This window comes from Pseudomonas sp. RGM2987, from assembly GCF_022952855.1.
In the GTDB taxonomy this organism is placed as follows: domain Bacteria; phylum Pseudomonadota; class Gammaproteobacteria; order Pseudomonadales; family Pseudomonadaceae; genus Aquipseudomonas.
This window is the reverse complement of record NZ_JALJDX010000204.1, coordinates 16,928-41,675: the sequence shown is the minus strand read 5'-3', so window position 1 is coordinate 41,675 and position 24,748 is coordinate 16,928. Positions and strand designations below refer to the sequence as shown.

Below are 24,748 nucleotides of genomic sequence, written 5' to 3'. Positions count from 1 at the left end.
ATGTTACTAAATTAAACAAATTCGTTGGCCGTGATCTCTGAGAAAGCTCGTTGCAGAGCCTGCAACGATCATTGTGCCGCTCGCCACGGACCACCGGGACACGCCTCGCTGGCGAGGCAATACCAGCCACCTTCAGCACGAATCAGACCTCGCGCCGCGTTCAATAGTTGCCCGCGATCCAGTCGCTCGATAGCGATGGGCAATTGCTGAAGGTAACCATCCGCGCGCCCGGCCAGTTTCCCGTGCCAGAGCAGGTCGGCCGCCTGGACCAGAGGCAGGGTGTCGCTTGCGAATTGGCCGGCGAGGGCCTGTTGGGCGTGGATCAGGCTCGCATCGTCGATGTGCTGGAGGCGCTCCGGCAGTTCGGCCAGGAACTGTTCGATATGGCCGATCAACTGCACCGTCGAAGCGTTGGGGGATTGGACGCCAAACAGGAGGCCGGTTTGGCCGTTGATCTGTTTCAATCCGCTGAACACTCCATAGCCCAGCTGCAACTCGACCCGCAGGCGCTGGTAAAACGGCGTCTGACACAGCTGCGCGAGCAACCGCCACGCCGCTTCGTCGGACAACTCCTGAGTTGGCGTAGGGCAGAACAGCAACACCGCGTGTTCATCGCCTTGGGTTTCAAGCGTATGCCAGACACGATCGGCACGTGCTGTCGGCGGTTCGGCGTCCTGGTCGGGAATACCGGGCACGCGGGCCAGCCCCGGGCCCATCGCTGCCTGGGTCGCCGCCGACAGGCCCATGGCGAGGCCATCCCACGGTGCCGTTGCCCAGATGTCGTCGGATGGAGCGGATGCCAGAGGTTGCGCGTTGCGCTGACAGAGATTCGGCAATGCCTTCAACAGTCGTCGAATCGGCATCGGCTGTGCCTCGTCATCGGGACGGGCCACCGGCAGCGGTTGACCCAGCCTCGTCAGGATGTGCTCCAGCACCCTCGGCAGGGGCGCCTGCAATCCAACCAGTTTGAGCAGGTATTGAATGCCAGACGGCTCGAAGGTGACGTTCACACCGGCCTGGCGAGCATCTTCAAACAGATCCTGAAGGTGTTGCTCGAGCCTGGCCTGGAAATCCAGCGGAGCCTGGGCTGCCAACTGCCAGCGAAGGTACACCGCGCCTTCCCGAGTGTTATCCGCCAAGGCCTGGCTGAATTGCATCGCCGAGCGTTCCCGGCGGCCTCGGGAGCGATCCTGGGCGAAGGTGCGCAAACCGCGGTGGGCGCTGGTCTGGCCGCGTATCAGACCGGCGCGGGACGGTTCGTCCGGTGTTTGCAGGAACGGGTTGGGTGGGGGCAGTTGCCATTGTTCGTCGAAAGAATCTGCGGGGTGCAACTGCTTGAGAATGTCCCTGAGCCGCACAAGATCGTTTTCCGACAGCGGGCTGTCACGTCCTTCACTGTCCCAGCGAGCCAGTTGCAACGCCGATCCGGCTTCCAGTCGACGCTGCAGCAAGGCGGTGAATTCCTTGCGCAAAGGCATCCAGTCATCCTGGGCGGCGAAAAAGCCCAACCAATCCTGGAGCAGTCGCTGGATTTCCTTCGCCCCCTGAGAATTGTCGAGCTTGAGGCCGAGATGCAGCAGCGCCTGCCCGTCGAACTCGTACAGTGGCGTGGCCGTGAGGCTGCTCGCCAAGCCGCGCTCACGCAGCGTGGCGAGCAAGCCGCCCGGCTTGCTGGAGTTCAGCCATGCACAGAGAAAGTCCAACGCTTGCGCTGAAGCAGCGGGAAGCTGCTCGAAGGTAAACAGCAGGTCGAGACCGCCATCGCGCACTTGTTGGTAACGGGATTGGGTCGACGCCATCAGCTCGGGTGGCGACTGTTGGACCAGCGCTTGGCCCATTGGCAGGTGGTCGCTGAACTGTCCGGCCAGGGCTTTCAAGGCCTCGACACTTTGCGGGCCGGCCAGGCTCAGGGTCATCTGGCCGCTCTGGTAAAACCGCCGATAAAAATCGCGCAGGGCCGCTTGGAATTCAGGCTGTTCGACGGCGAGGCTCTGGCGATTGCCTGCGTGAAAGCCGCGCAGCGGGTGGGCCGCCGAAAGCCCGTCGCACAGGGCAAGTTGCCGCTGGGCTGCTGCGTCCTGGGACCAGGCGGTGAATTCGGCGTGCAGCACTTCTCGCTCGCGCAACTGCTCGGATTCGTCCAGGCGCGGATGGGCGAGCATGTCCCACAGCCGCTCCAGCCCGCCGGCGAAGGCCGCAGGCGGCAATTCGAAAAAGAAATCCGTGGTGCGCTCACTGGTACGGGCGTTGACTTGGCCGCCGTGTCGCTGCACGTGAACCATCAGGTTCTCCCCAGTAGGAAAACGCTCGGTGCCGAGAAAGAACAGATGCTCGAGAAAATGCGCCAATCCGGGCCAGGCCAGGGGCGCGTCATGACTGCCGGCCGCCACCCGCAGCACCGCAGCACTACGTTTCAGGCCAGGGGCATGACGCACTGTCACCCGCAAGCCACTGGCCAGGGTTTCAGTATGAGAATGGAGAAAATCGGGGGCCGGCATGAGCGCTTCCAGAACAGAGATGCGCCCATGCTAGCGGATTAACTCAATGCTTGTGCAGGTCGCCGTAAAGGGCCGGGCGGCGGTCGTGCAGGTAGTTGTAGGCGGTGCGGGAGTCTTCCAGCAGTTGTCGATCCAGTTCACCCACGATCAACGCCTCATCCAGCCCAGCGAGCGCGGGACGGCTGCCATCCGGCGCGGCGATGCTGCTCTGGCCGCAATACAACAGCTCACCCTCATGGCCGCAGTAGTTGGCGTAAGCGACGAAGCACTGGTTCTCGATGGCCCGGGCGCGCACGGTCACATCGGCTATGAACTCGTAGGGCTGCATATTGGCGGTCGGTACCAGGATCAGCTCGGCACCGGCCAGTGCCAGGCGCCTGGCGTTTTCCGGGAATTCCAGGTCGTAGCAGATCAGGAAGCCGAGCTTCCAGCCGTTGAGCTCGACAATGGGCAGCGCCGAGTCGCCAGCGCTGAACATCGCATGATCGAGGTCGCCGAACAGATGGCTCTTGCGGTAGTTGGCGAGGCGTTCGCCCTGGGCGTCGATCAGTTGCAGCGAGTTGTAGATCTGCCCGTCTTCGCTGCGCTCAGGGTAGCCATAGACGATTGCCAGGCCGGTCGCCTTGGCGATGCGGCCGATCTGCTGCGCCCATTCGCCGTTGTAGACCTCTGCCAATACATTCACCGCATCGACGCCGATGTTGTAGCCGGTGAGGAACATCTCCGGCAACACCAAGACATCGGCGCCCCTGGCCTCCAACGCTATCCGGTGCAAGCGTTGCAGGTTGGCGGCCGGATCCAGTGGCAGCGGTGGGCATTGGTAAAGGGCTACGCGCATCGACAACTCCTTTTATTCGGGCAAGGCGATCGGACCGATCTCATGGAATACATCACCTGGACCCGGGTTCTCGGCGTGAGTTTCACCGCCGAAGTGCTTCATGATTCCCCACACGGCGTTGAGTGAGGTCTGTACCGCGCCCTCGACCCAGGCGGGTGTCCATGAGACGTCATCGCCGGCGATAAAGATCCCGCGTTGTTCGGCGGGCATGTCGTCCTGCATGAAATGGGCGTACATGCGCTGGTTGTAGCGGTAGTGGCCGGGCAGGGCACCTTTGAAGGCACCGAGGAAATGCGGATCGGCTTCCCAGGATACGGTGATCGGATCGCCGATGATCCGCGCGGCAATGTCCACCTTCGGATAGATTTTCTTCAGGGCATCGAGGGCCAGCTTCACGCGTTTTTCTACCGGGTGCGGCAGCATTTTCAGTGCGTCGCTCATCCACGAATAGGACAGGCAAATCACTCCCGGCTTGTCGTCGCCGTTGTCGAACAGGTACGTGCCACGGGTCAGGCGGTCGGTGAGGGTCATGCTCATCAGGTCGCGCCCGGTTTCCGGATCCTTGTCTTTCCAGAATGGCCGGTCGACCATCACAAAGGTCTTCGACGCTTGCATGTAGCGGGTGCGGTCCAGGGCCATCCACATTTTCTGCGAGAACAGGGCCTCTTCGCATTCGATCTGGGTGGTCAGCAGCCAGCTCTGGCAAGTGACCAGTACCGCTGCATACTCGCGGGTGTTGTCCCACACGTCCGTCACACTGAACCGGCCGTCGGCGGCACGCGCGATGCGCTTCACACCGCTGCGCGGGGCGCCCTGGTGCAAGGAATTCAGGCTGGTGCCTTCCGGCCAGTGCGCGCAGCGTTCCGGCACATGGCGCCAGATGCCGTGGGGCACCCGCTCGACGCCGCCGACCACCAGGTGCTGGTGGTCATCGCAGTTGGTCATCACCACGCGGAAGATTTCCAGCATCGAATTGGGAAAGTCCGAATCCCAGCCGCCGGTGCCAAAGCCGACCTGGCCGAATATTTCGCGGTGCTGGAACGACAACTTGGCGAACGCCTTGGAGGTGGCGACGAAGTCGTAGAACGTGCGGTCGTCCCACAGGGGCACCAGGGTATTCCACAGCGCCTTGAGACGCGGTACGTCGCGGTCGCGGATCGCCTGCTGGATCTCGCCGAAGCTCGAGCGATCCTCTAGCGCATCCGCCCAGGCTTCGGCCACTTCCTGGAACAATGCCGGCAGGTCGGTCATTTTCTCTGCGTAATAGGTCTGCCCTTCCAGGTCGATGACCGTACTGCCCGAGGCCGAGGTCAGCGGGTTGGGAAACGGTTTCGTCTCCAGGCCCAACTTGTCGACGTAGTGGTAGAACGCTGTGGAGGACACCGGAAAACGCATGCCCCCCAGCTCGGCGATCACCCCTTCGGCGCCATTGAATGCCTGCGAGCGCAGGCGCCCGCCCATTTTCGACGCTTCGTAGACCACCGGCTTCAGGCCCAGCTTCATCAATTCATACGCCGCCACGAGGCCGGCGATCCCAGCGCCGACAATCGCCACCTCCGCGCCATGGTTATGCGCCGGGATGCTGCCGAGCCCGGCAGGGTGTTCGATCCAGTCGTCAAAGGCGAAAGGAAAGTCCGGACCGAAAATGGTGATGGGCTTCTTGCCGTCTGCGGGGTGGCGATTGTGCTTGTTCATGGCTGGCCTTGATGAGCGACTCGACGCGGCGTTCGCGTCTGAGTATAGGAAAGATGTCGGCCATTCTAGGGAGTGTGGAATACGTTAATAAGACACAATATGTCGTCGTTTTGGCGATTTATAAGTCGTTTTGTAGTGTTTGTTGGTCTGAATGACGAAAACTGATCCTGCTAGCGATAGCGGTGCGACAGTCATTGGCAGCCGAGCTGATTCTGGAACGGCATCCTGTTACATCGATATTCGCGGAAACCCTCTTTAACAATTGCCCGCGTGACCAAGGGGGTGAGCAGCGGACGAAGCACCTAAGGTTATTCCCTTGAGGTTATATAACTTGGGTGTCATATTGGATGAAATGGGACGTTGAGTACACGGATGAATTTGAGGCTTGGTGGAACCGACTCAGCGATTCCGAACAGGACTCAGTGCAGGTTTCGGTGATGTTGCTTGGCGATGCCGGTCCGCATCTGGGCTTTCCTCACACGAGCAATATCAAGGGTGCGCATCACGGCAATCTTCGTGAGCTAAGGGTGCAGCACGCGGGCCGGCCTTATCGAGTGCTCTATGCGTTTGATCCCCGCCGCTGCGCCATTCTACTGCTTGGTGGTGATAAAACCGGCCAGGCACGTTGGTATCAAGACAATGTGCCTGTTGCCGAGCGGCTTTATGACGAGCATCTGGAAATATTGAAGAAAGAGGGCTTTCACAATGGCTAAGAAATTTGCCGATCTGGTGGCGCATCGTTCGCCTGAATCCCAGATTCGCGCGCAGGCTCTGTATCAGAAACTGCGGGCGGAAATGCCGTTGCACGAGTTGCGTCAGGCGCAGGAGTTGAGCCAGGACGCTTTGGCCAAGACGCTGCAGATTAACCAGGCCGCCGTCTCGAAAATGGAGCGTCGTACCGACATGTATATCAGCACATTGCGCAACTACATTCGCGCTATGGGCGGAGAGTTGGAAATTATCGCGACTTTCCCTGATGGTCAGGTCAGGATCGAGAACTTCTCCCATTAAATGCAGTAAATCTGGGTATGAGCAAGCCAGCGCTTGGGAGATAACCGTCGTTAAACCGGCTGCCCCCGATCAATCTTGCTGCTGAGGATGATCGAAGTGGTGGTCTTTTCCACGCCGTCGACGCTGCCGATCTGATCGAGCAACTGGTCCAGTTGCTCCGGCGAGTCGGTGCGTAGCCAGGCGACGTAATCGAACTCACCGCTGACCGCACACAGTTGCTGGACCTGGGCCATGGCACTCAAGCGGCGCACTACGTCTTTGCCGGAGCGCGGTTGGACGGTGATGCCGACGTAGGCTTGCAGGCCGCCGTCGATGACCCGTTGTCCCAGGCGCACGCCGTAGCCGGTAATGACCTTGGTTTTTTCCAACCGCGCCAGACGCGAGGTCACGGTGGTACGGGCGATGCCCAATTGCCGGGCAAGCATGGCCACGCTTTCCCGTGCATTGATTTGCAGGGCTGCGATCAACTGGCGATCGATTTCGTCGAGGACGGGAGGACGGATGTCAGGCACGGAGGGCTCCGGTGCAAGCTTCAGGGGCTGGCATATTACAGGCTCCAGTGTTCGAAGTAGCTGATGGAAGGTACCGTCAGCGCCTGCCAAACCGGTGCCAGATGCAGCTGTGCGGGCACGAGCCAATAACCGTCCTGGCGAATAAGCTGTTCGCCGGGTAATTGCAAAAGCAGGTCCAGGGAAAACGACTGGACTGAACCTTGGTCATCGTCGTCCTCAGCTTCCCAATCGCGTTCAAAACAACGTACTCGCAGTTGTTCGGCGTCGAAGCTCTCATATTGCGGACGGTTGCCCAGCCATTGCGTATGGACCCGCAACGTATGCTCGAGAATATCGAGCAGCAACAGTTGCCAGCCTCGATAGCTTCCACACAGTTGCGTCGCATCGGTCACCATGCGGGTCAGTGCCAGGTAACGACCGTCCGCCGACCAGATCATCGACGGCGCCAAGTTGTTCAAGGCACAGCCAGACGCGGTCAGTAGATAGCCGCCGAGCCGTGGGCTGTCCGCCCGTACCCAGCTGTCGGCATATTCCGTCTCGCTGCCGAACAACCAGGCGGCGTCCTGATCGTCTGGCGCAGGCTGGATGAAATCACCTTCGGCGATGGCCGCTTGCGGACGATCCACCAAGCGCCAAGGGGCAACGGTGTGCAGTTGTGAGTCGGTGACCTGCAATTGCACGGTGTTGTAGAACAGCCGGTACTGTTCGCTGGGATGAAAGAATGCAGAATCGCCAGCGGTGGGTGCTGCGACATTGAAGCGTTGCAGCGCGGTGCTTTCCTGCTCCTGATCGAGACGGCCCGTAACCACTGCAAGACTCAGCCGGCCATCACGAAAATCGAGAATCCGCGCCGCCCACATCGATGGCCCTTCCAACAAGCTCCGTTGCTTTACATCGGCGATGACGGCGTGGGAGGCGACGATCATTGAATCGGGGTGGGGCAGCAGCGCCAGATAACGCCCGCAATCGGAAACCCGATGATCCAGCAACCAGCGTCCCGGCAATTGCCAGTCCCCGATCTGGCAGTGATAAGCGCCAAGACCCTCAGCGTTGTCGCCCAGCGAAAACAAGTGAGCTGGCACGCCACCGAGCAACGGTTGCGTCTCGATATACGAATCGCCCGGCAGGCCGCGGCTGTCCAGCGGCATCACGATAGCCATCCGGGTCAACTGGAGTTCGGCAACCTGCACGCGCCCCTGGGCGTCATGCCCGACCTGGGTTTCGGTATCGCTGTGGATACTGTCCAGCCGATAACCGTAGCGGCCACTGCTCGGGCGCGGGAAGTCGAGGTACGCGCCGAAATGCACATGGCCGGCGTCGAAGCGCAACAGTTCATGCCAATAGAACGACGGTTCGGCGTCACGCTTCACCCAGGGCGAGGGGAGCGGGCGCCAGCCTTCGTCGAGCTGCCACAGCCAGTACAGGTCGCCGCCTTCGTGACCGTCCTGCTCCTGGGCCAAGCACACCAGGGCGCGGTGATCGGCGCTCCACACCAGCGGCGCATCTGCGGCCATCAACAGGCCGGACGGCTGCCCGTTGACGCTGATGGCATAGCGCGGAGACAGCAGCGGAGCCAATGGCTGGGCCAGGTCTCTGAAGGTCGAGGGCAGTGAAATGTCGCCCACCAGGCGCTGTCGCCCGTCAGCGGAGCGCCGTTCAAACGTTTGCTGGGCACGGTCAGGTTGCCTGTCAGGTTCCAGCCACAGGTCGGCAACAGGTACCAGGTCAACGGCACTGGCGGTTTGCAGCAGTTCCTCGAGCCCGGTCTGACGGACACTGTCATCCACCAGCGGACTGTGGCGACCGCTCAAACCCTTGAGATCAAATGCATCCAACTCCCACAGTTCGCTATCGGCGCAGCGATACAGCCGTCGCTGCTCACGGTCGAGAACCACCAGACCCCAGTTCTGCCGGGACGGTACCGTCGCGGCAAAGTAATGACCATCCTCGGAAAACAAAGCCGAAGAGCCGAGCCCTTGCAGGAGCACGCCGTCAGGAAACAGGTAGTCGCAATAAGTTGGGCCGCCCATGGCGATCTCACTGTGATTGAACACCCGGATCGGCTCGCCTTCCGGGGTGACCTGCGGTTCGCTTCCGCCCCAGGCGCTGGCGCCCTTGACGGAAACGGGCGTCAGACCCAGGCGTCGCTCCCAGGTACTGACGCACGCGAGCCCGCCGAAGATGGCGATGATGGCCGCGACGATACCCCACCAATCCGGCAGCGCCCGGCCCACGCTGAACCCCAGGCCAAACACCGCGCCGACCATCAGCCGGGCCAACCCCCGGCCCGTGGATAAGAAGCCGAAGCGGGCCGCCAGCCCCATCAGCATCCCTAAGAGCAGGACTGTCAGCATTGCCAGCGCGGGCGGCATTACCGTGACGAGAAAAGCTGGCACGAGCAGGATGCCGAGTTGCCAGAACAAGTCGAGAAACAGGCGGGGCAGGCTGGGGGTGGCGATGATGGGAGTCTCGGTAAGGGGGGCTAAGGGATGCTCCTTGCAAAGCTGCCAGAAACACAAAAGCCGCGCAATGCGCGGCTTTCGAAATGGTGGGCCCACACGGACTCGAACCGTGGACCAAAGGATTATGAGTCCTCTGCTCTAACCAACTGAGCTATAGGCCCTCAGTAGGTCGCGGATTATAACGACGGTTTCTCGGCTGTGCTATCCGAATAATCCGATACGGTCACACGCAGAAACGTTGCAGCGAATTCATCCGCGCACAGAGGCAGGCTGACGATGTAGCCCTGGATCTGTTCGCAACCCTCTTCGGCAAGGAATTGCTGTTGGGCCAGGGTTTCGACGCCTTCGGCAATGATGCTGAATTGCATGCTCCGGCCCAAGGCGATGATTGCCCGTACGATGGCCGCGTCGTGGGGGTCATCGGGCAGGCCGCGGACGAAGGACTGGTCGATCTTTAGGATGTCCAGCGGCAGCCGTTTGAGGTAACTCAGGGAGGAGTAGCCGGTGCCGAAATCATCGATGGCCAGTTGCACGCCAAGTTTTTTCAGTTGGTGCAGCACCATCAGCGCTTCTTCGGCCTGGCTCATGATGAAGTTTTCGGTAATTTCCAGTTGCAATAAGCCCGGTTGCAGGTGGTTTTCCCGCAGCAGTTGTTCGATACGCCCCAGCAGGTTCGGCTGGCGCAGTTGGGCACCGGCCAGGTTGACCGACAGCGGGCCGAGGCTATCGTAGGTGCGGTTCCATTCGCACAATTGCCGACAGGCGCGCTCCAGTACCCAGTCGCCGATCTGCAGGATCATGCCGTTCTCTTCCGCCAGCGGAATGAAGTGTTCCGGTGGCACATCACCGAATGTCGGGTGGTACCAGCGAATCAGTGCTTCGGCACCTACCAGGCGGTTGTCGATGAGGCTGATTTTCGGTTGGAAAGAAAGCGACAGCTCGTTGCGCTCGATCGCCCGCCGCAGTTCATGCTCCAGGGCCACGCGTTCGCTGGCTTGGGCGGTGAGGTCACGGGTGTAGCTTTCCACCCGGTTGCGCCCTTTGGCCTTGGAGCGGTACATCGCCGCGTCGGCATTCTTGACCAGCGTGGCAACGTCTCCACCATCCTGTGGATACAGGCTGGTGCCGATGCTGGCGCTGATGAAGAACTCGTGTTCACCGGCCTGGAAAGGCGCACCAAAACAGTTCAGCAGCTTCTGAGCGATGTGCTCGGCGTCGCTGGGTTGTTGCAGCCCCGGCAGCAGGATGATGAATTCATCGCCGCCCAGGCGCGCCACGGTGTCGATATCACGCAGTTGCTCGCGCAGGCGCACGGCGATGCCTTTGAGCAGCAGGTCGCCGACCGGGTGCCCGAGGCTGTCATTGATGTGTTTGAAGCGGTCCAGGTCGAGGAACAGCACCGCGCCCTGGCCGCCATTTTCCTGTTGGCTGTTGAGAGCGGCCAACAACCGGCTTTCGAACAGCGTGCGATTTGGCAGTCCGGTGAGCGGATCGTGGTGAGCCTGGTAGTCGAGCCGGGCCTGGGCATGCTTGAGGCTGGAGATATCGGCGAAGACCGCGACGAAATGGGTGATCTGCTGGTTGCGATTGCGCACCGCGCTGATGGTCAGCCAGCTGGGGTACAGCTCGCCGTTCTTGCGCCGGTTGGAAATCTCGCCTTGCCAGTGCCCTTCTGCTGTCAGCTGGTGCCACATCGCCGCATAAAACGCGCTGTCGTGCAGCCCGGACGCCAGCAGTCGAGGCGTATGGCCCAGGGCTTCTGTTTCGCTATAGCCGGTGATCTCGGTGAAGGCGCGGTTCACGGCGCTGATGTGCTGTTGCGTATCGGTGATCAGGACGCCTTCGGCGGTGCTTTCGAATACAGTGGCGGCCTGTTGCAGTTTTTCCTGCATGAAATGGCGTTCGGTGATGTCTCGGGCGATGGTCAGCATGCAGTTTTCATTGCCGATGGGCAGTGGTCGGCTGGAGACTTCGCAAAGCCGGATCTGCCCGTCGTTGCGGCGGATATGGCAGCTGAAATCCTTCACGAAGCCATCGCGTTGCAACAGGTCGAGCATCTGCTTACGTTCGTTGAGATTGACCCAGATCCCCAGGTCCAGGGTCGACCGGTCTACCGACAACGCGCTGTTGAAGCCGGTGATGCGGCTAAAGCCTTCATTGACTTCAATCAGCAAACCGTCGCTTTGCCGGGACAGCAACAGGCCGTCGGGCGAGGCATGAAACGCCTTCGCGAACTTCTCTTCGGAGGTTTGCAGTTGCTGCTGGGTTTCCTTGAGCTGGCTGATATCACGTACCACCACCACCAGGGCCGGCGTGGTATCGAGGTCGAAGGGCTCGGCGGAGATCAAACCGGTGAAGGCCTGGCCGTTGCTGCGGCGAAAAGGCATCTCCAGATTGCGAATGCTTCCGGCCTGCAAGCGTTGCAGCAGGCTCGGGCCGACGCCCGGGATGCCCCATATATTCAATTCGGTCGCGGTCTTGCCCACCACCTCGTCGGCGCTCAGGCCAATCTGCTCTTCAAAGGCGGTATTGACCTCCAGCAGGCAGCCGTCTACCAGGCGCGCGATGACCAGGATGTCCGGGCACTGGCGGAACACCGAGGCAAACTTCTGCTCCGACAGGCGCAGCGCTTCTTCGGTGCGCTTGGCTTCGCTGATGTCGATCATCAGCCCGCGCAGCACCGGTTCGTGGCCGTGCTCGATCAGGCTGACGATGTCGCGCACCCACAAGCAGCGGCCGTCGGCGGTGATGACGCGATAATCAATACAGTGGTCGCGACCGGCCAGCACTTCAGCGTCGCAATAGGTCTGGGCGCGGATCAGGTCGGCGGGATGAATGATGTTGCGCCAGAACCCCGGAATCAACCAGTGGGCGAGGGGATAGCCGAGCAGTTCCTCGGCATGGGGTGAAACGTAGCTGTAGGTGAAATCGCTGACTTTTGCTTCCCAGGCAATCGCCGAGAGGCTCTCCACCAGGCCGCGGTAATGGTATTCACTGCTGCGCAGTTCCTGTTCCAGGTCGACGCGTCGGGCGATTTCGGAGCTTAGCCGGCGGTTGATGCGAATGACCACGGCGAGGATGCAGACCAGCAGGAGCAGTGCCGGCAGGCCATAAATCAACAGGTCCGACCAGAACTGACGATAGTCACGCACATTGCCGACCCACTTTTCCTGGATCTCGCTGATCTCGGCCGGGCTCATGTCGGCCAAGACTTTGTCCAGAATGCCTACCAGAATCTTGTTGTCGCGCGGGACGCCCATCGCCAGTTGATAGCGATAGGGGGTTTCGCCGCTGACGTACAGGCCGTCGAGTTTGAGTTGGCGCAGGCTCCAGACGCTGGAGGCGAGGTCGCCGACTACCGCATCCACTTCATCGGTCGCCAACGCTTGCAGGGCCGAGCTGACGTTAGGGAGCGCCACCAGGTTCAGGTCGGGATGATGGTTGCGCAGCAGTTCGTGGGGGGCGTAGTTCTCCACCACGGCGATTTTCAACCCGTAGAGATCCTGCAGGTTGTGAGGCTGGGCGCCGCCCTGGTGGGCCAGGATGACGATCGGAAAATCCAGGTAGGGGCGGGTAAATGCCAGGTAATTCTGGCGTTCAGGGGTGGACATGATGCCTGGTAGCAGGTCGATCTTGCCCTGTGCCACCTGCTCCAGCACAGCGGTCCAGCTGACCGGTTCGATGGGTGTGAGCGTGACAGCCAGACGCTCGCGGATGATTTCGACGTAATCGGCGGCCAGCCCCTGGTAGCGGCCCTGATCGTCGCGGAATTCAAATGGCGGCCAAGAGGCATCGACACCCAGGCGCAGGTCAGGATGGTCCTTGAGCCAGCGGAGCTCCTCGTCGGTGAGCGTCAACGCGCCAGCGGTTGCGGTCCATGTCATCAATGACAGCAAAAGCGCGGCCGTCAGTCTGGGCATCACTGTCTCGCCATGGCTTGGGAAAGGATGTTTCGAGTGTAGACGGGCTATAGGGCAGGGAGGGGGGTAACGGGGATTTTATCTGCACATGACAAAACCCCCGGCAGGGCCGGGGGTTCTGGGGGTTACTCGTCGAGGAAGGAGCGCAGATGCTCGCTTCGCGTCGGGTGGCGCAATTTGCGCAACGCCTTGGCTTCGATCTGGCGAATCCGCTCGCGGGTCACATCGAACTGCTTACCGACTTCCTCGAGGGTGTGGTCGGTATTCATGTCGATGCCGAAACGCATGCGCAGTACCTTGGCTTCACGGGCAGTGAGGCCGGAGAGCACTTCGCGCGTCGCTTCCTTGAGGCTCTCAACGGTGGCGACGTCGATCGGCGACTGCATGGTGGAGTCTTCGATGAAGTCACCCAGATGGGAGTCTTCGTCATCACCGATTGGGGTTTCCATGGAGATCGGCTCTTTGGCGATCTTCAGCACCTTGCGGATCTTGTCCTCAGGCATTTCCATGCGTTCGCCCAGCTCTTCCGGCGTCGGTTCGCGACCCATTTCCTGCAACATCTGCCGGGAAATACGGTTGAGCTTGTTGATCGTCTCGATCATGTGCACCGGAATACGGATGGTGCGGGCCTGGTCGGCGATCGAGCGAGTGATCGCCTGACGGATCCACCAGGTGGCATAGGTCGAGAACTTGTAGCCGCGACGGTATTCGAACTTGTCCACCGCTTTCATCAGGCCGATATTGCCTTCCTGGATCAAGTCGAGGAATTGCAGGCCGCGGTTGGTGTACTTCTTGGCAATCGAGATCACCAGGCGCAAGTTCGCTTCGACCATCTCTTTCTTCGCGCGACGGGCCTTGGCCTCGCCGATCGACATGCGACGGTTGATGTCCTTGATCTCGGCGATGCTCAGGCCGGTCTCGGTTTCCAACGCGCTCAGCTTCTGCTGGCAACGGATGATGTCCGGTTGCAGGCGGGCAATGGCTTCGGCGTACTTGCTCTTGCCCTTGGCCAGTGCGTCGGTCCAGCTTTCGTCGACTTCATTGCCAGGGAACTGACGCAGGAAGTCGGCACGCGGCATGCGGGCGTCACGTACACAGAGCTGCATGATCGCGCGCTCTTGCTGGCGCAAGCGATCCAGGGCGCTACGGACACGCTCGACCAGGCCTTCGAACTGCTTGGGCACCAGCTTGATCGGCATGAACAGCTCGGCCAGGGCCAACAGCTCGGCGATGGCCTGCTTGTTGTTGCGGCCGTGCTTTTTCAGCGCCTTGCGGGTGATTTCCATCTGGTCGGCCACAGCGCCGAAACGCTGTGCAGCGATGACCGGATCCGGGCCGCTTTCGGCTTCTTCTTCGTCATCGCTGGCTTCGGCGTCGTCGTCATCGCTGTCGTCGTCGGCCTTGGCGGCTTTCGAGTCGATCGGCGGCGGCACTTCGGCGGCAGGCGGCGCGATGCCGTCGTCCGGGTCGATGTAGCCGCTCAGGACGTCGGACAGACGGCCACCTTCGGTGGTGACGCGGGTGTACTCGGAGAGAATATGCTCAACCGTGCCAGGGAAGTGCGCGATTGCGCCCATCACTTCACGGATGCCTTCTTCAATGCGCTTGGCGATTTCGATTTCGCCTTCACGCGTGAGGAGCTCTACCGTACCCATTTCACGCATGTACATGCGCACGGGGTCCGTGGTACGACCGATGTCGGTCTCGACCGCCGCCAACGCTGCGGCCGCTTCTTCAGCGGCCGCCTCGTCGGTATCGGCGTCGGCCAGCATCAGGGCGTCCTTATCAGGAGCAACCTCGAATACGTTGATCCCCATGTCGTTGATCATGCGGATGATGTCTTCCACCTGTTCCGGATCTGAAATATCCTCCGGCAGGTGGTCGTTGACCTCCGCGTAAGTCAGGTAGCCCTGCTCACGACCCAATAGGATCAACTCTTTGATACGAGACTGCTGTTGCGCTTTTCCGGACATAACACCCTATCCACTGAAGGTCTTGGCGGGCAAAAAACAAGCCGAGGATTATACCTGAGCTGTGACCTCACGCGCCAGTTGAGGTCGGGTTTGATGCGCTGACATTGCGGCTGAGTAAGTCGCGCAATTGGTTTTTCTCTTCGCTGGTCAACTCGCTTTGGCGAGCTTTTCGCAGAAGTTGTTCCAGATTTCGCTCGCGTTGGCGGGCGGACAAGCTAGTAATGGTGTCGAAAAACTGTTGTTCAAGGTTATCTCCTTCAATCAGCCATTCCTTCTCGGCCAGGGCCTTCAACAAGCGTCCCTGCTCGGTGCCATGCCACCGTGCGATCAGCTGGAAGGAGTTTAGCCTGGGGTTTTTCTGCACCGCTTCAAGGAGCGCCACCAGCAATTGCGTGTTGCTGTGGTCCTCGGCGGCGAAGTGCCCCGCATCCTCGACTTTTCCAGCCAGTTGCGGGTGATGCAGCAAGGTACGCAGGGCGGCCAGGGTTGGTGGTTCGACGGCGGCCGGCACCCGCGGGGCACGTGGCTGGTCGCGATCGCCGCGCTTGCCGTTCTTGTCCCAGGGCTTTTTGTCCCATTTCTTGCCACCGCTGCCAGGTTTCTTCGGCGTCCATTGCTGCTGCGGCGCATAGTCTTGTTGAGTTTGATGATAGTCGGCGTAATCCGGCATCGCGTCGTAATCGATGCCTGGATCGTAGGCCGGCGGCGCCTCCGGCGGGGCGCTGTGCGCCAATTGATTGACCGCTTCGCTGTTGAGCCCGGTGATCTCGGTCAGGCGCTGACGCATTAGCGTGCGCAGGTTGGCGCCGGGCACTTTGTCGATCAACGGCGCCGCGAGCGTGACCATGTGGGCCTTGCCTTCGAGGGAGCGCGGATCGGCCTCTTCGGTCAATTGCTGGAAAAAATAATCGGCCAACGGTTGCGCATGCTGGTTGATCCGCGCGCGGAACGCATCGGTGCCTTCGGAGCGCACCAGGGTGTCCGGATCCTCGCCCTCGGGCAGGAACAGAAAGCGTGCCCGTCGCCCATCCTGCAGGCAGGGCAATGTCGCTTCCAGCGCACGCCAGGCGGCATTACGCCCGGCCTGGTCGCCGTCAAAGCAGAACAGCACGCTGGGAACCACGCGAAACAGGCGCTTCATGTGCTCTTCGCTGGTGGCCGTGCCGAGGGTCGCGACGGCATTGCGCAGGCCTTGCTGGGCCAGGGCAATCACGTCCATGTAGCCTTCGACGACGATGATTTCATCGAGGTTGCGGTTGTTCTTGCGCACTTCGTACAGGCCATAGAGTTCCTGGCCTTTATGGAATACCGGCGTTTCCGGGGAGTTCAGGTATTTAGGCTTGTCATCGCCGAGTACCCGACCACCAAAGGCGATGATCCGCCCACGTGTGTCGCGGATCGGAAACATCACCCGGTCACGGAAGCGGTCGTAGCGTTTGCCGGTCTCGGCATTCTCGATCAGCAGGCCGGCGTCGATCATGGCCCGCTGTTGCAACGTGTCGCTGCTCAGGTGCTTGTACAGGTTGTCCCAGCCGGGCGGGGCGAAGCCCAGGCCAAAGTCCCGGGCGATTTCGCCGGTCAGGCCGCGGCCCTTGAGATAGTCCACCGCAGCCTTGCGGGCCGGATGGCTCTTGAGGGCCTGGCGATAAAAATCGGCGGCTGCTGTCAGCAGCGGGTAGAGCGGCGAGTCGGTCGGTTGACGCGGCTTGTGCTGGCGACCGCTTTCCTCGCGGGGGATCTCCATGCCGGCGGCTTTGGCCAGTTCTTCGACAGCCTGGGGGAAGTCCAGGTTGTCGTGGTCCATGATGAAACCGAGGGCATTGCCGCCGGCGCCGCAGCCGAAGCAATAGTAGAACTGCTTGTCGGGGCTGACGCTGAAGGACGGGGTTTTCTCTTTGTGAAACGGGCAGCAGGCCGTGTAGTTCTTGCCCGCTTTCTTCATTTGCAGGCGAGAGCTGACCACGTCGACGATGTCGGTGCGGTTCAGGAGGTCGTCAATAAAGCTCTGGGGAATCAGCCCGGCCATGGCGTTCTCATCATCACTGCGCGAAATAAGGCCCGAAATCAGCAGGGGTCATCGGTCCCTGGTCTTGAGGCACGTTAAAACGGTGGCTCGACCGGGTTGTCTGCAGTATCGCTGTCGGGAAGTGTATCTGCCGATAATCCACTGACGTTAATGACGATCAGTATTCGACTGTTTGAATGTGTTGCGCTGAGTCCGGTAACGGCCGGTCGGGCCTCGGATAGCTCATGAAGCGGGCACGCAGGCAGGTGCCTTGGGCTGATCGTCGTTAGAGGAATCAGGGTGTGCTCGTCAGCAGCCTTGGAAGGCTCGTCAGAAAAGACGTGCACCGCTGGCGAGAAGCCAGGTCTGACGCGGTGAAACAGGTTGTCTTGGTCGCGTCTGCGGCTTTGACGGTGAAGCATCAAGCGTTATTCCGCAAATGCCATAAGCCCGGCTTGAGGGCCGGGCTTGGCAGAAGCTTGCTACGGACGTCTGTGTATTAGTACAGACGTACGGCGCGGCGCTGTTCGCGCTGAACTTTCTTGGCGTGACGCTTAACAGCGGCTGCTGCTTTGCGCTTACGCTCAGAAGTCGGCTTCTCGTAGAATTCGCGGCTACGAACTTCAGCCAGAACACCGGCTTTTTCGCAGGAGCGCTTGAAACGACGCAGAGCTACGTCGAAGGGTTCGTTCTCTTTTACTTTGACGGCTGGCATCCAGAGCTACCTTCATTCATTACCGGGGTCAACATCCTCGCGGCAAAAGAGCACTTGAAGACGTCGGTTTTTAAGGGTTGCGGATGTTAACCCCTCAACGCTCGGAATGCAAAGCCTCTGATCGAAAACCGCTGGTCGGGGCATCACGCGGCGACTATTATGCGCGCCTTCGAATTCAGCCTCTACAAGGCGCAGACCCATGCTAGTACTGGGATTAGAAACCTCCTGCGACGAAACCGGTGTCGCACTTTACGACAGTGAGCGCGGCCTGCTGGCCGATGCGCTGTTCAGCCAGATCGACCTGCATCGTGCCTACGGCGGGGTGGTCCCCGAGCTCGCCTCCCGCGATCACGTCAAGCGCATGCTGCCCTTGATCCGTCAGGTCCTGGCCGAAGGCGGCTGTGTGCCGACCGAGATCGATGCCATTGCCTACACCGCCGGCCCGGGGCTGGTGGGCGCGCTGCTGGTAGGCGCATCCTGTGCCCAGGCGCTGGCGTTTGCCTGGGGTATTCCAGCCCTCGGCGTGCACCATATGGAAGGTCACCTGCTGGCGCCGATGCTGGAGTCGCAACCGCCCGAGTTTCCGTTCGTCGCTTTGTTGGTATCAGGTGGTCACACACAGCTCATTCGGGTCGACGGAATCGGCCATTACGAGTTGCTCGGTGAAACCCTCGACGATGCCGCCGGTGAAGCCTTCGACAAAACCGCGAAAATGATGGGCCTCAATTATCCTGGCGGGCCGGAAATTTCACGGCTTGCAACCCAGGGGGTTGAAGGACGTTTCGTATTCCCGCGTCCGATGTGTGATCGCCCGGGCCTGGATTTCAGCTTCAGCGGCCTGAAGACCTTCGCTTTGAACACTTGGCAGCAATGCGTCAGCGCCGGGGACGACAGCGAGCAAGCCCGTTGCGACATCTCGCTGGCGTTCCAGCAGGCCGTGGTGGAGACTTTGACCATCAAGTGCAAGCGAGCGTTGAAACAGGCCGGGCTCAAGCGTCTGGTGATTGCCGGTGGCGTGAGTGCGAACAAGGCCTTGCGGGTCTCGCTGGAGAAAATGCTCGGCGACATGAAGGGCGATGTGTTCTACGCCAGGCCGCAGTTCTGTACCGATAACGGCGCAATGATCGCCTTCGCCGGCTGCCAGCGCTTGAAGGCCGGCCAGCGGGAAAGCCTGGCGATCAGCGTCCAGGCGCGCTGGCCCATGGAGCAGCTGTCGCCGTTGTGACGATCATTTAGAAATGCCGTTCGCGCCCGGCGAACAGGTCGCGTAGATTGCCCCGGTGACGCCAGACGATCAGTGCAACCAGTGCGGTCATCGGCAGCAAGGCCGCCGGTTCCTGCCAGGCCAGCAGCGGCAGGGTCAGCGGTGTGGCAATCAATGCGGCCAGCGAGCTGGTGCGGGTGAGGTAGAACGTCAGTAGCCAGGCGCATACTGCCAGCAGGGCCGCGGGCGGATACAGCCCCAGCAACATGCCGGCGGCAGTGGCGACACCCTTGCCGCCACGAAAGCGGAAGTACAGCGGGAACAGGTGACCGATGACGGCGCATACGCCGATCCAGGCCTGTTGTTGCAATGAGAGCCCTGCAAGGCTGGCGATCAATACGGGTACAAGGCCTTTGCAGAGGTCACCAAGCAGGGTCAGGACAGCCAGTTTGCGTCCGGCCAGGCGCAGCATGTTGGTGGCGCCGGCATTGCCCGAGCCACTCATTCGCGGATCCGGGCGACCGGTCAGGCGGCTGAGCAAAATGGCGAAGGACAGCGAGCCGAGCAGGTAGGCGAGAATCGCCAGTGACCAAAACATGCTAACTATTCCGGGCGAGGACGCCCTGATTCTAACGGCGCATTGCGCCCTTGTCGTGCTGCGGAGAAGAGTGTTGGACAGAGTGTTTATCGAGGGCCTGGAAGTCGACACCGTCATCGGTGCCTATGACTGGGAGCGAGGCATCCGACAGTGTCTGCGGCTTGATCTGAGTTTTGCCTGGGATAACCGTCCGGCTGCGGCGGGTGATGACCTGACCCTGGCACTCGACTATGCCAGCGTATCGTCGCGCATCCAGGCGTTTGCCGCGCAGGCGCAGTTTCAACTGGTCGAGACCTTTGCCGAGCGACTGGCCCAGGAACTGATGGACGAGTTCAAGATCACCTGGCTGCGCCTGAAAGTGACCAAGCCTGGCGCTGTTCCGGCCGCCAGTGGAGTAGGCGTGGAGATCGAGCGCGGATGTCGCTGACTCAGGTTTTTCTCGGGCTCGGCAGCAATATCGAGCGTGAAACCCATTTGCGCGCCGGGCTTGAAGCCCTGGCGGGTTTCCTTTCGGATATGCGTTGTTCGGCGGTGTTCGAGAGCCAGCCGGTGGGCATCAAGAGTGGGCCGTTCTTCAACTTTGTCGTGTCGGCGTTCACCGACCTGCCGCTGATGGAGCTGGATCGTCGCCTCAAGTTCATCGAGGCGGACAATGGCCGTTATGCACCTGACCGCAAGGGGCTGCCGCTGGACATCGACGTGTTGCTGTACGGCGAACAGGTCGGCAACTTCGATGGGCTGGTGCTGCCGCGCGCAGAAATTCTCAAGAATGCTTTCGTCCTGTGGCCGTTATCGTTGATCGCGCCGGATCGGATTCACCCAGGCGTGGGCAAAGGCTTCGCCGCTTTGTGGGAAGAATCACAGATCGACCAGGTGCTGGCGCCGGTGGCTTTCGAATGGCGAGGCCGGCAACTGACGCCGTTGGAACTGCTGCGTCCTTCCTGACGCCATCGCGAGCAGGCTCGCTCCCACATTGACGAGGGTGGTCTCAGGATTTCATCCACCGCAAACCCTGTGGGAGCGAGCCTGCTCGCGATTACGGTGATGCATGCGCCAAAGATGCCAACTGGCACAGCGCTCCCCATCAGCCCGCCGCTTCCTTGTACGCCTTCAACGCCCTGAGCCGCTCGCGCTTGAGCGCCTCGCCCAGTTCCGGCCCCTTGAACCCTTTCTCCAGCAACGGCTGCACGGCCACAGCGCGCGCTGCGGCTGCCGCGCCACGCAAATAGTCCGCCTGTGGATAACTCCGCTCCTCCAGCCCTTTGCGCCCACGCGCATCCATCTCACAGGCGGCGATGAATTCCTCGAAGCGCTGGGGGCGGCGATACACGTCGAAACTTTGCAGCAGCTCAAGCAGCGTGGACGCTTTCAACTCCAGCGCACGATGACCATGGGTGTGATATTGGCCGACCAATAGTGCCAGTTCCTGGCAGTCGCGTGGCACCTTGAAGCGCTCGTTGACTGCCTTGATCGGCTTCAGCCCCGTGTGTTCGTGGGCGATGTGGCGCGGCCATTCATGCTCGGGTGTCAGGCCTTTCCCCAAGTCGTGGAGCAGGCACGCCCAACGAACCGTCAGCGGTTGACGGTGCAGGGCAGCCTGCTCCAGCACGCTCAGGGTGTGGACGCCGGTGTCGATTTCCGGGTGATGCGCCTCAGGTTGCGGTACGCCGAACAGCGCGTCGACCTCGGGCATCAGGACCTTGAGGGCTGTGCAGTCACGCAGTACCTGGATAAAAACCTGTGGTTGGTTTTCCATCAGGGCGCGGGAGATTTCCTTCCAGCTGCGTTCGGCGGTCAACGCTTGCAGTTCGCCGGAGTCACTGAGCTGGCGCATCAACTCCAGGGTTTCCTCCGCGACCTTGAAACCCAGCGGCGCGTAGCGCGCGGCAAAGCGGGCAACCCGCAGGACTCGGAGTGGATCTTCGGCGAAAGCCGGGGAAACGTGGCGAAGCACCCGGGCGTCAAGGTCGCGCTGGCCGTTGTAGGGATCCGTCAGGTTGCCATGGTCGTCTTCGGCCATGGCGTTGATCGTCAAGTCCCGGCGGATCAGGTCTTGCTCGAGGGTCACGTCAGGACTGGCATGGAATACGAAGCCGCCATAGCCTCGGCCGCTTTTGCGTTCGGTGCGGGCAAGGGCGTATTCCTCGCCAGTCTTCGGGTCGAGGAAGACTGGAAAGTCAGCCCCCACGGGGCGAAAACCCAAGGCGAGCATTTGCTCGGCGGTGGCACCCACCACGACCCGGTCGATATCTGTGACGGGAATGCCCAGCAGGCGATCGCGAACGGCGCCGCCGACTTTATAGATCTGCATAAAAAACCTCCGTTGGTCCGACAGGATAACCTTTGCGCCGGACGTTCGGAGGCGGAAACGGGATCAGAGGTGGATGACGGCCAGATCCAGACGGCCATAGTCTCCTTCGGCTTGTTCGTTTCTGGGCGGTACGTGGTGGGTTTTCATGACCTGGTCGCCTTGCAGGGTCTCCAGATGAATATCGAACCCCCAGAGGCGATGCAGGTGTTTGAGCACTTCATCGGTGGAATCACCCAACGGTTTACGGTTGTGTGCCTGGTGTCGCAGCGTCAGTGAGCGATCTCCCCGACGGTCAATGCTGTAGATCTGCACATTGGGCTCGCGGTTGCCCAGGTTGTATTGCGCCGCCAGGGTTTCGCGGATGATGCGGTAGCCGCCCTCATCATGGATGGCGGGCACCAACAGGTCATCTTTCTGATCGTCATCGAGGATGCTGAACAGCTTCAGGTCGCGGATCACCTTCGGCGAGAGGTACTGCAGGATGAAGCTTTCGTCCTTGAAGCTGCTCATGGCGAACTTGATCGTGGACAACCAGTCGGAGCCGGCAATTTCCGGAAACCAGCGGCGATCCTCTTCGGTGGGGTCCTCACACATGCGCCGTATGTCGCGATACATGGCGAAACCCAGTGCGTATGGGTTGATGCCGCTGTAATACGGGCTGTCGAAGCCCGGCTGGAACACCACGCTGGTGTGGGACGTCAGGAACTCCATCATGAAGCCGTCGGTGACCAGGCCTTCGTCGTACAGGTCGTTCATCAGGGTGTAGTGCCAGAACGTAGCCCAGCCTTCGTTCATGACCTGGGTCTGGCGTTGTGGATAAAAGTACTGGGCGATCTTGCGCACGATGCGCACGATTTCCCGCTGCCATGGCTCTAGCAGCGGCGCATGTTTTTCAATGAAATAGAGGATGTTTTCCTGGGGTTCGGCGGGAAAACGTGCATTGTCCTTCTCGTTGTACTTGTCCGCGCCCTTGGGAATGGTGCGCCACAGGTCGTTGATCTGTTTCTGCAGGTGCTCTTCCCGGTCCTTCTGACGCCGACGTTCTTCTTCGGCGGAAATCGGATACGGCCGTTTGTAGCGGTCCACACCGTAGTTCATCAGGGCGTGGCAGGAGTCCAGCAGATCCTCGACTGCATCAATGCCGTGGCGCTCCTCGCATTGCATGATGTATTGCTTGGCGAATACCAGGTAATCAATGATCGAGCTGGCGTCGGTCCAGGTGCGGAACAGGTAGTTACCCTTGAAGAAGCTGTTGTGTCCGTAGCAGGCGTGCGCCACCACTAGCGCCTGCATGCAGATGGTGTTTTCTTCCATCAGGTAGGCGATGCAAGGGTCGGAGTTGATCACGATCTCATAGGCCAGCCCCATCTGACCGCGACTGTAGGATTTCTCGGTGCTGAGGAAGTGCTTGCCGTAGGACCAGTGGTGATAGCCCAACGGCATGCCGACCGACGCGTAGGCGTCCATCATCTGCTCGGCGGTAATGACCTCGATCTGGTTGGGGTAGGTATCTAGTGCATAGCGGTCCGCGATACGGCTGATTTCGCGGTCGTAGGCCTGGATCAGCTCGAACGTCCATTCGGAGCCGGTGGAAATGGGCTGGCGCTTCTGCTCTTTTTTGGCGGTCATATCACTAACCTGCGCTGGAAGAGTTCACGGAAGACCGGGTAGATATCCCCGGCCGAGACCAATTGCTGTTGGGCAAATGTGTCGCTGAAGGCTTCGGCAATCCGCTCATATTCGTACCACAACGCCTGGTGTTCCCGTGGAGTAATTTCCACATAGGTGTAGTACTGGACGAACGGCATGATCTGGTTGATCAGAATGTCGCGGCAGATCGGCGAGTCGTCGTTCCAGTTGTCACCGTCCGATGCCTGCGCGGCATAGATATTCCACTCGTTGGCCGGATAACGCTCGGCCATGATCTCCTGCATCAGTTTCAAGGCGCTGGAGACGATCGTGCCGCCGGTCTCCCTGGAGTAGAAGAACTCTTCTTCATCCACTTCCCTGGCGCTGGTGTGGTGGCGGATGAACACCACGTCGATCTTGTCGTAGTTGCGTTTCAGGAACAGGTACAGAAGGATGAAGAAACGCTTGGCGATGTCCTTGGTGGCCTGGGTCATGGAGCCGGAAACGTCCATCAGGCAGAACATCACCGCCTTGGAGCTGGGGTTGGGTTGCTTGACCAGCAGGTTGTACTTGAGGTCGAAGGTATCCAGGAACGGAACACGGTGGATGCGTGCGCTGAGTTTCTCGATTTCCGCTTCCAGGTCCTGAATATCGCCAAAGTTGTCGGGTTCTTCACGCTTCAGACGTGCCAATTCCTCTTTGGCTTCACGCAGTTTGGCCCGGCTGCTGCCTGACAGCGCGATGCGCCTGGCGTGGGCCGAGCGCAGGGTACGAATGATGTTGATGCGCGAGGGATTGCCTTCATTGCTGATGCCCGCGCGCACGGTCTTGAAGGTGTCGGTGCCGGTCAGGTTGCGCTTGACCAGGTTCGGCAGCTCCAGGTCCTCGAACATGAATTCCAGGAATTCTTCCTGGGTAATCTGGAATACGAACTCATCCATGCCCTCGCCGGAGTTGCCGGCCTTGCCGGGCCCCTTGCCGCCGCCACCGCCCTGCGGTCGGGGGATGTGTTCGCCGCTGGTGAATTCCTTGTTGCCGGGATGTACGACGGTCTGTTTGCCGCCGCGGCCATGGTGAAGCACCGGTTCGTCGATATCGCGACCGGGAATACTGATCTGTTCACCGTGTTCCATGTCGGTAATGGAACGCCGGCTGACCGCCTCTTCAACGGCCTTCTTGATGTGGTCACGGTAACGCCGCAGAAAACGCTGGCGGTTTACCGTGCTCTTGTTCTTGCCATTAAGGCGTCGGTCGATCACATAGCTCATAGGCCCCTCCGGGGGAGCTTCAAGTCGTTAGCCTCAAGCTGCAAGGCAGGTGGCGTCGAGCCTGGGGCTCAACGCCGTCCCTTGCAGCCTGTCGCTAGAAGCTTGCCGC

The 24,748-nt window shown here is 60.6% G+C and carries 18 protein-coding genes and 1 tRNA gene; 5 read left to right on the top strand and 14 right to left on the bottom strand.

Annotation, left to right across the window (positions count from 1 at the left end; genetic code table 11):
• Positions 1-68 precede the first annotated feature (68 nt).
• Genes pqqF through RGM2987_RS16825 form a run of 3 tightly spaced genes read right to left on the bottom strand, consistent with a single transcriptional unit; the run spans position 69 to position 5,031 of the window.
• The gene (pqqF, locus tag RGM2987_RS16835) at positions 69-2,498 is read right to left on the bottom strand and encodes a pyrroloquinoline quinone biosynthesis protein PqqF (protein WP_245143302.1); all 2,430 of its coding nucleotides are present in this window, start codon (positions 2,496-2,498) and stop codon (positions 69-71) included.
• Between the two features lie 43 nt (positions 2,499-2,541).
• Entirely contained in the window at positions 2,542-3,336 is a 795-nt protein-coding gene (locus RGM2987_RS16830; protein ID WP_245143299.1) for a carbon-nitrogen hydrolase family protein, read from the bottom strand.
• Between the two features lie 12 nt (positions 3,337-3,348).
• On the bottom strand, positions 3,349-5,031 hold the full coding sequence (locus tag RGM2987_RS16825) for an NAD(P)/FAD-dependent oxidoreductase (RefSeq protein ID WP_245143297.1): 1,683 nt from the start codon (positions 5,029-5,031) through the stop codon (positions 3,349-3,351).
• Positions 5,032-5,378: 347 nt separating this feature from the next.
• Between RGM2987_RS16825 and RGM2987_RS16820 the strand changes: the two genes are divergently transcribed.
• Entirely contained in the window at positions 5,379-5,744 is a 366-nt protein-coding gene (locus RGM2987_RS16820) for a type II toxin-antitoxin system RelE/ParE family toxin (RefSeq protein WP_245143295.1), read from the top strand.
• A complete protein-coding gene (locus RGM2987_RS16815; protein ID WP_245143293.1) occupies positions 5,737-6,042 on the top strand; it encodes an XRE family transcriptional regulator in 306 nt (101 codons plus the stop codon). Before RGM2987_RS16820 ends, RGM2987_RS16815 begins: the two co-directional genes overlap by 8 nt.
• Positions 6,043-6,092: 50 nt before the next feature.
• On the opposite strand, the gene RGM2987_RS16810 is transcribed toward RGM2987_RS16815, so the two are convergent.
• The 7 genes from RGM2987_RS16810 to rpsU form a co-directional block, all read right to left on the bottom strand.
• Positions 6,093-6,554, bottom strand: a complete 462-nt coding sequence (locus tag RGM2987_RS16810; RefSeq protein ID WP_245143291.1) for an Lrp/AsnC family transcriptional regulator — start codon at positions 6,552-6,554, stop codon at positions 6,093-6,095.
• 35 nt (positions 6,555-6,589) lie between these two features.
• Positions 6,590-8,908, bottom strand: coding sequence for a hypothetical protein (locus tag RGM2987_RS16805; RefSeq protein ID WP_280639959.1), 2,319 nt, complete (start codon positions 8,906-8,908; stop codon positions 6,590-6,592).
• Between the two features lie 192 nt (positions 8,909-9,100).
• Positions 9,101-9,177, bottom strand: a tRNA-Ile gene (locus RGM2987_RS16800).
• A 15-nt stretch (positions 9,178-9,192) separates the two neighbouring features.
• Complete coding sequence (locus RGM2987_RS16795; RefSeq protein ID WP_245143289.1) at positions 9,193-12,936, bottom strand: EAL domain-containing protein; 3,744 nt, start codon at positions 12,934-12,936, stop codon at positions 9,193-9,195.
• Positions 12,937-13,061: 125 nt separating this feature from the next.
• A complete protein-coding gene (gene rpoD / locus RGM2987_RS16790) occupies positions 13,062-14,909 on the bottom strand; it encodes an RNA polymerase sigma factor RpoD (protein WP_245143286.1) in 1,848 nt (615 codons plus the stop codon).
• A gap of 67 nt (positions 14,910-14,976) precedes the next feature.
• Positions 14,977-16,935 carry a DNA primase gene (dnaG, locus tag RGM2987_RS16785; RefSeq protein WP_245143284.1) on the bottom strand — a complete coding sequence of 653 codons (1,959 nt, stop codon included), beginning with the start codon at positions 16,933-16,935 and terminating at the stop codon, positions 14,977-14,979.
• A 478-nt stretch (positions 16,936-17,413) separates the two neighbouring features.
• Positions 17,414-17,629 (bottom strand): 30S ribosomal protein S21, encoded by a 216-nt coding sequence (rpsU, locus tag RGM2987_RS16780; protein WP_002551877.1) that lies wholly within the window; start codon positions 17,627-17,629, stop codon positions 17,414-17,416.
• Positions 17,630-17,828: 199 nt separating this feature from the next.
• Between rpsU and tsaD the strand changes: the two genes are divergently transcribed.
• Positions 17,829-18,854, top strand: a complete 1,026-nt coding sequence (tsaD, locus tag RGM2987_RS16775; RefSeq protein ID WP_245143282.1) for a tRNA (adenosine(37)-N6)-threonylcarbamoyltransferase complex transferase subunit TsaD — start codon at positions 17,829-17,831, stop codon at positions 18,852-18,854.
• Between the two features lie 7 nt (positions 18,855-18,861).
• Here the strand turns inward: tsaD and plsY are convergent, their stop codons facing one another.
• Complete coding sequence (gene plsY, locus RGM2987_RS16770; RefSeq protein WP_245143279.1) at positions 18,862-19,431, bottom strand: glycerol-3-phosphate 1-O-acyltransferase PlsY; 570 nt, start codon at positions 19,429-19,431, stop codon at positions 18,862-18,864.
• Between the two features lie 73 nt (positions 19,432-19,504).
• Here plsY and folB point away from each other — a divergent pair, with 73 nt between their 5' ends.
• Together folB and folK are read left to right on the top strand one after the other, a co-directional pair.
• Positions 19,505-19,858, top strand: a complete 354-nt coding sequence (folB, locus tag RGM2987_RS16765) for a dihydroneopterin aldolase (protein WP_245143277.1) — start codon at positions 19,505-19,507, stop codon at positions 19,856-19,858.
• Positions 19,849-20,376 (top strand): 2-amino-4-hydroxy-6-hydroxymethyldihydropteridine diphosphokinase, encoded by a 528-nt coding sequence (gene folK, locus RGM2987_RS16760; protein WP_245143275.1) that lies wholly within the window; start codon positions 19,849-19,851, stop codon positions 20,374-20,376. Before folB ends, folK begins: the two co-directional genes overlap by 10 nt.
• Before the next feature lie 139 nt (positions 20,377-20,515).
• Here folK and RGM2987_RS16755 read toward each other — a convergent pair whose 3' ends face one another.
• From RGM2987_RS16755 to RGM2987_RS16745, 3 genes are all read right to left on the bottom strand, one after another.
• Positions 20,516-21,742, bottom strand: coding sequence for a multifunctional CCA addition/repair protein (locus tag RGM2987_RS16755; RefSeq protein WP_245143272.1), 1,227 nt, complete (start codon positions 21,740-21,742; stop codon positions 20,516-20,518).
• 63 nt (positions 21,743-21,805) lie between these two features.
• On the bottom strand, positions 21,806-23,371 hold the full coding sequence (locus RGM2987_RS16750; protein WP_245143270.1) for a SpoVR family protein: 1,566 nt from the start codon (positions 23,369-23,371) through the stop codon (positions 21,806-21,808).
• Entirely contained in the window at positions 23,368-24,639 is a 1,272-nt protein-coding gene (locus RGM2987_RS16745; RefSeq protein ID WP_245143267.1) for a YeaH/YhbH family protein, read from the bottom strand. The genes RGM2987_RS16750 and RGM2987_RS16745 overlap by 4 nt, the downstream gene beginning before the upstream one ends.
• Between the last annotated feature and the right edge of the window lie 109 nt (positions 24,640-24,748).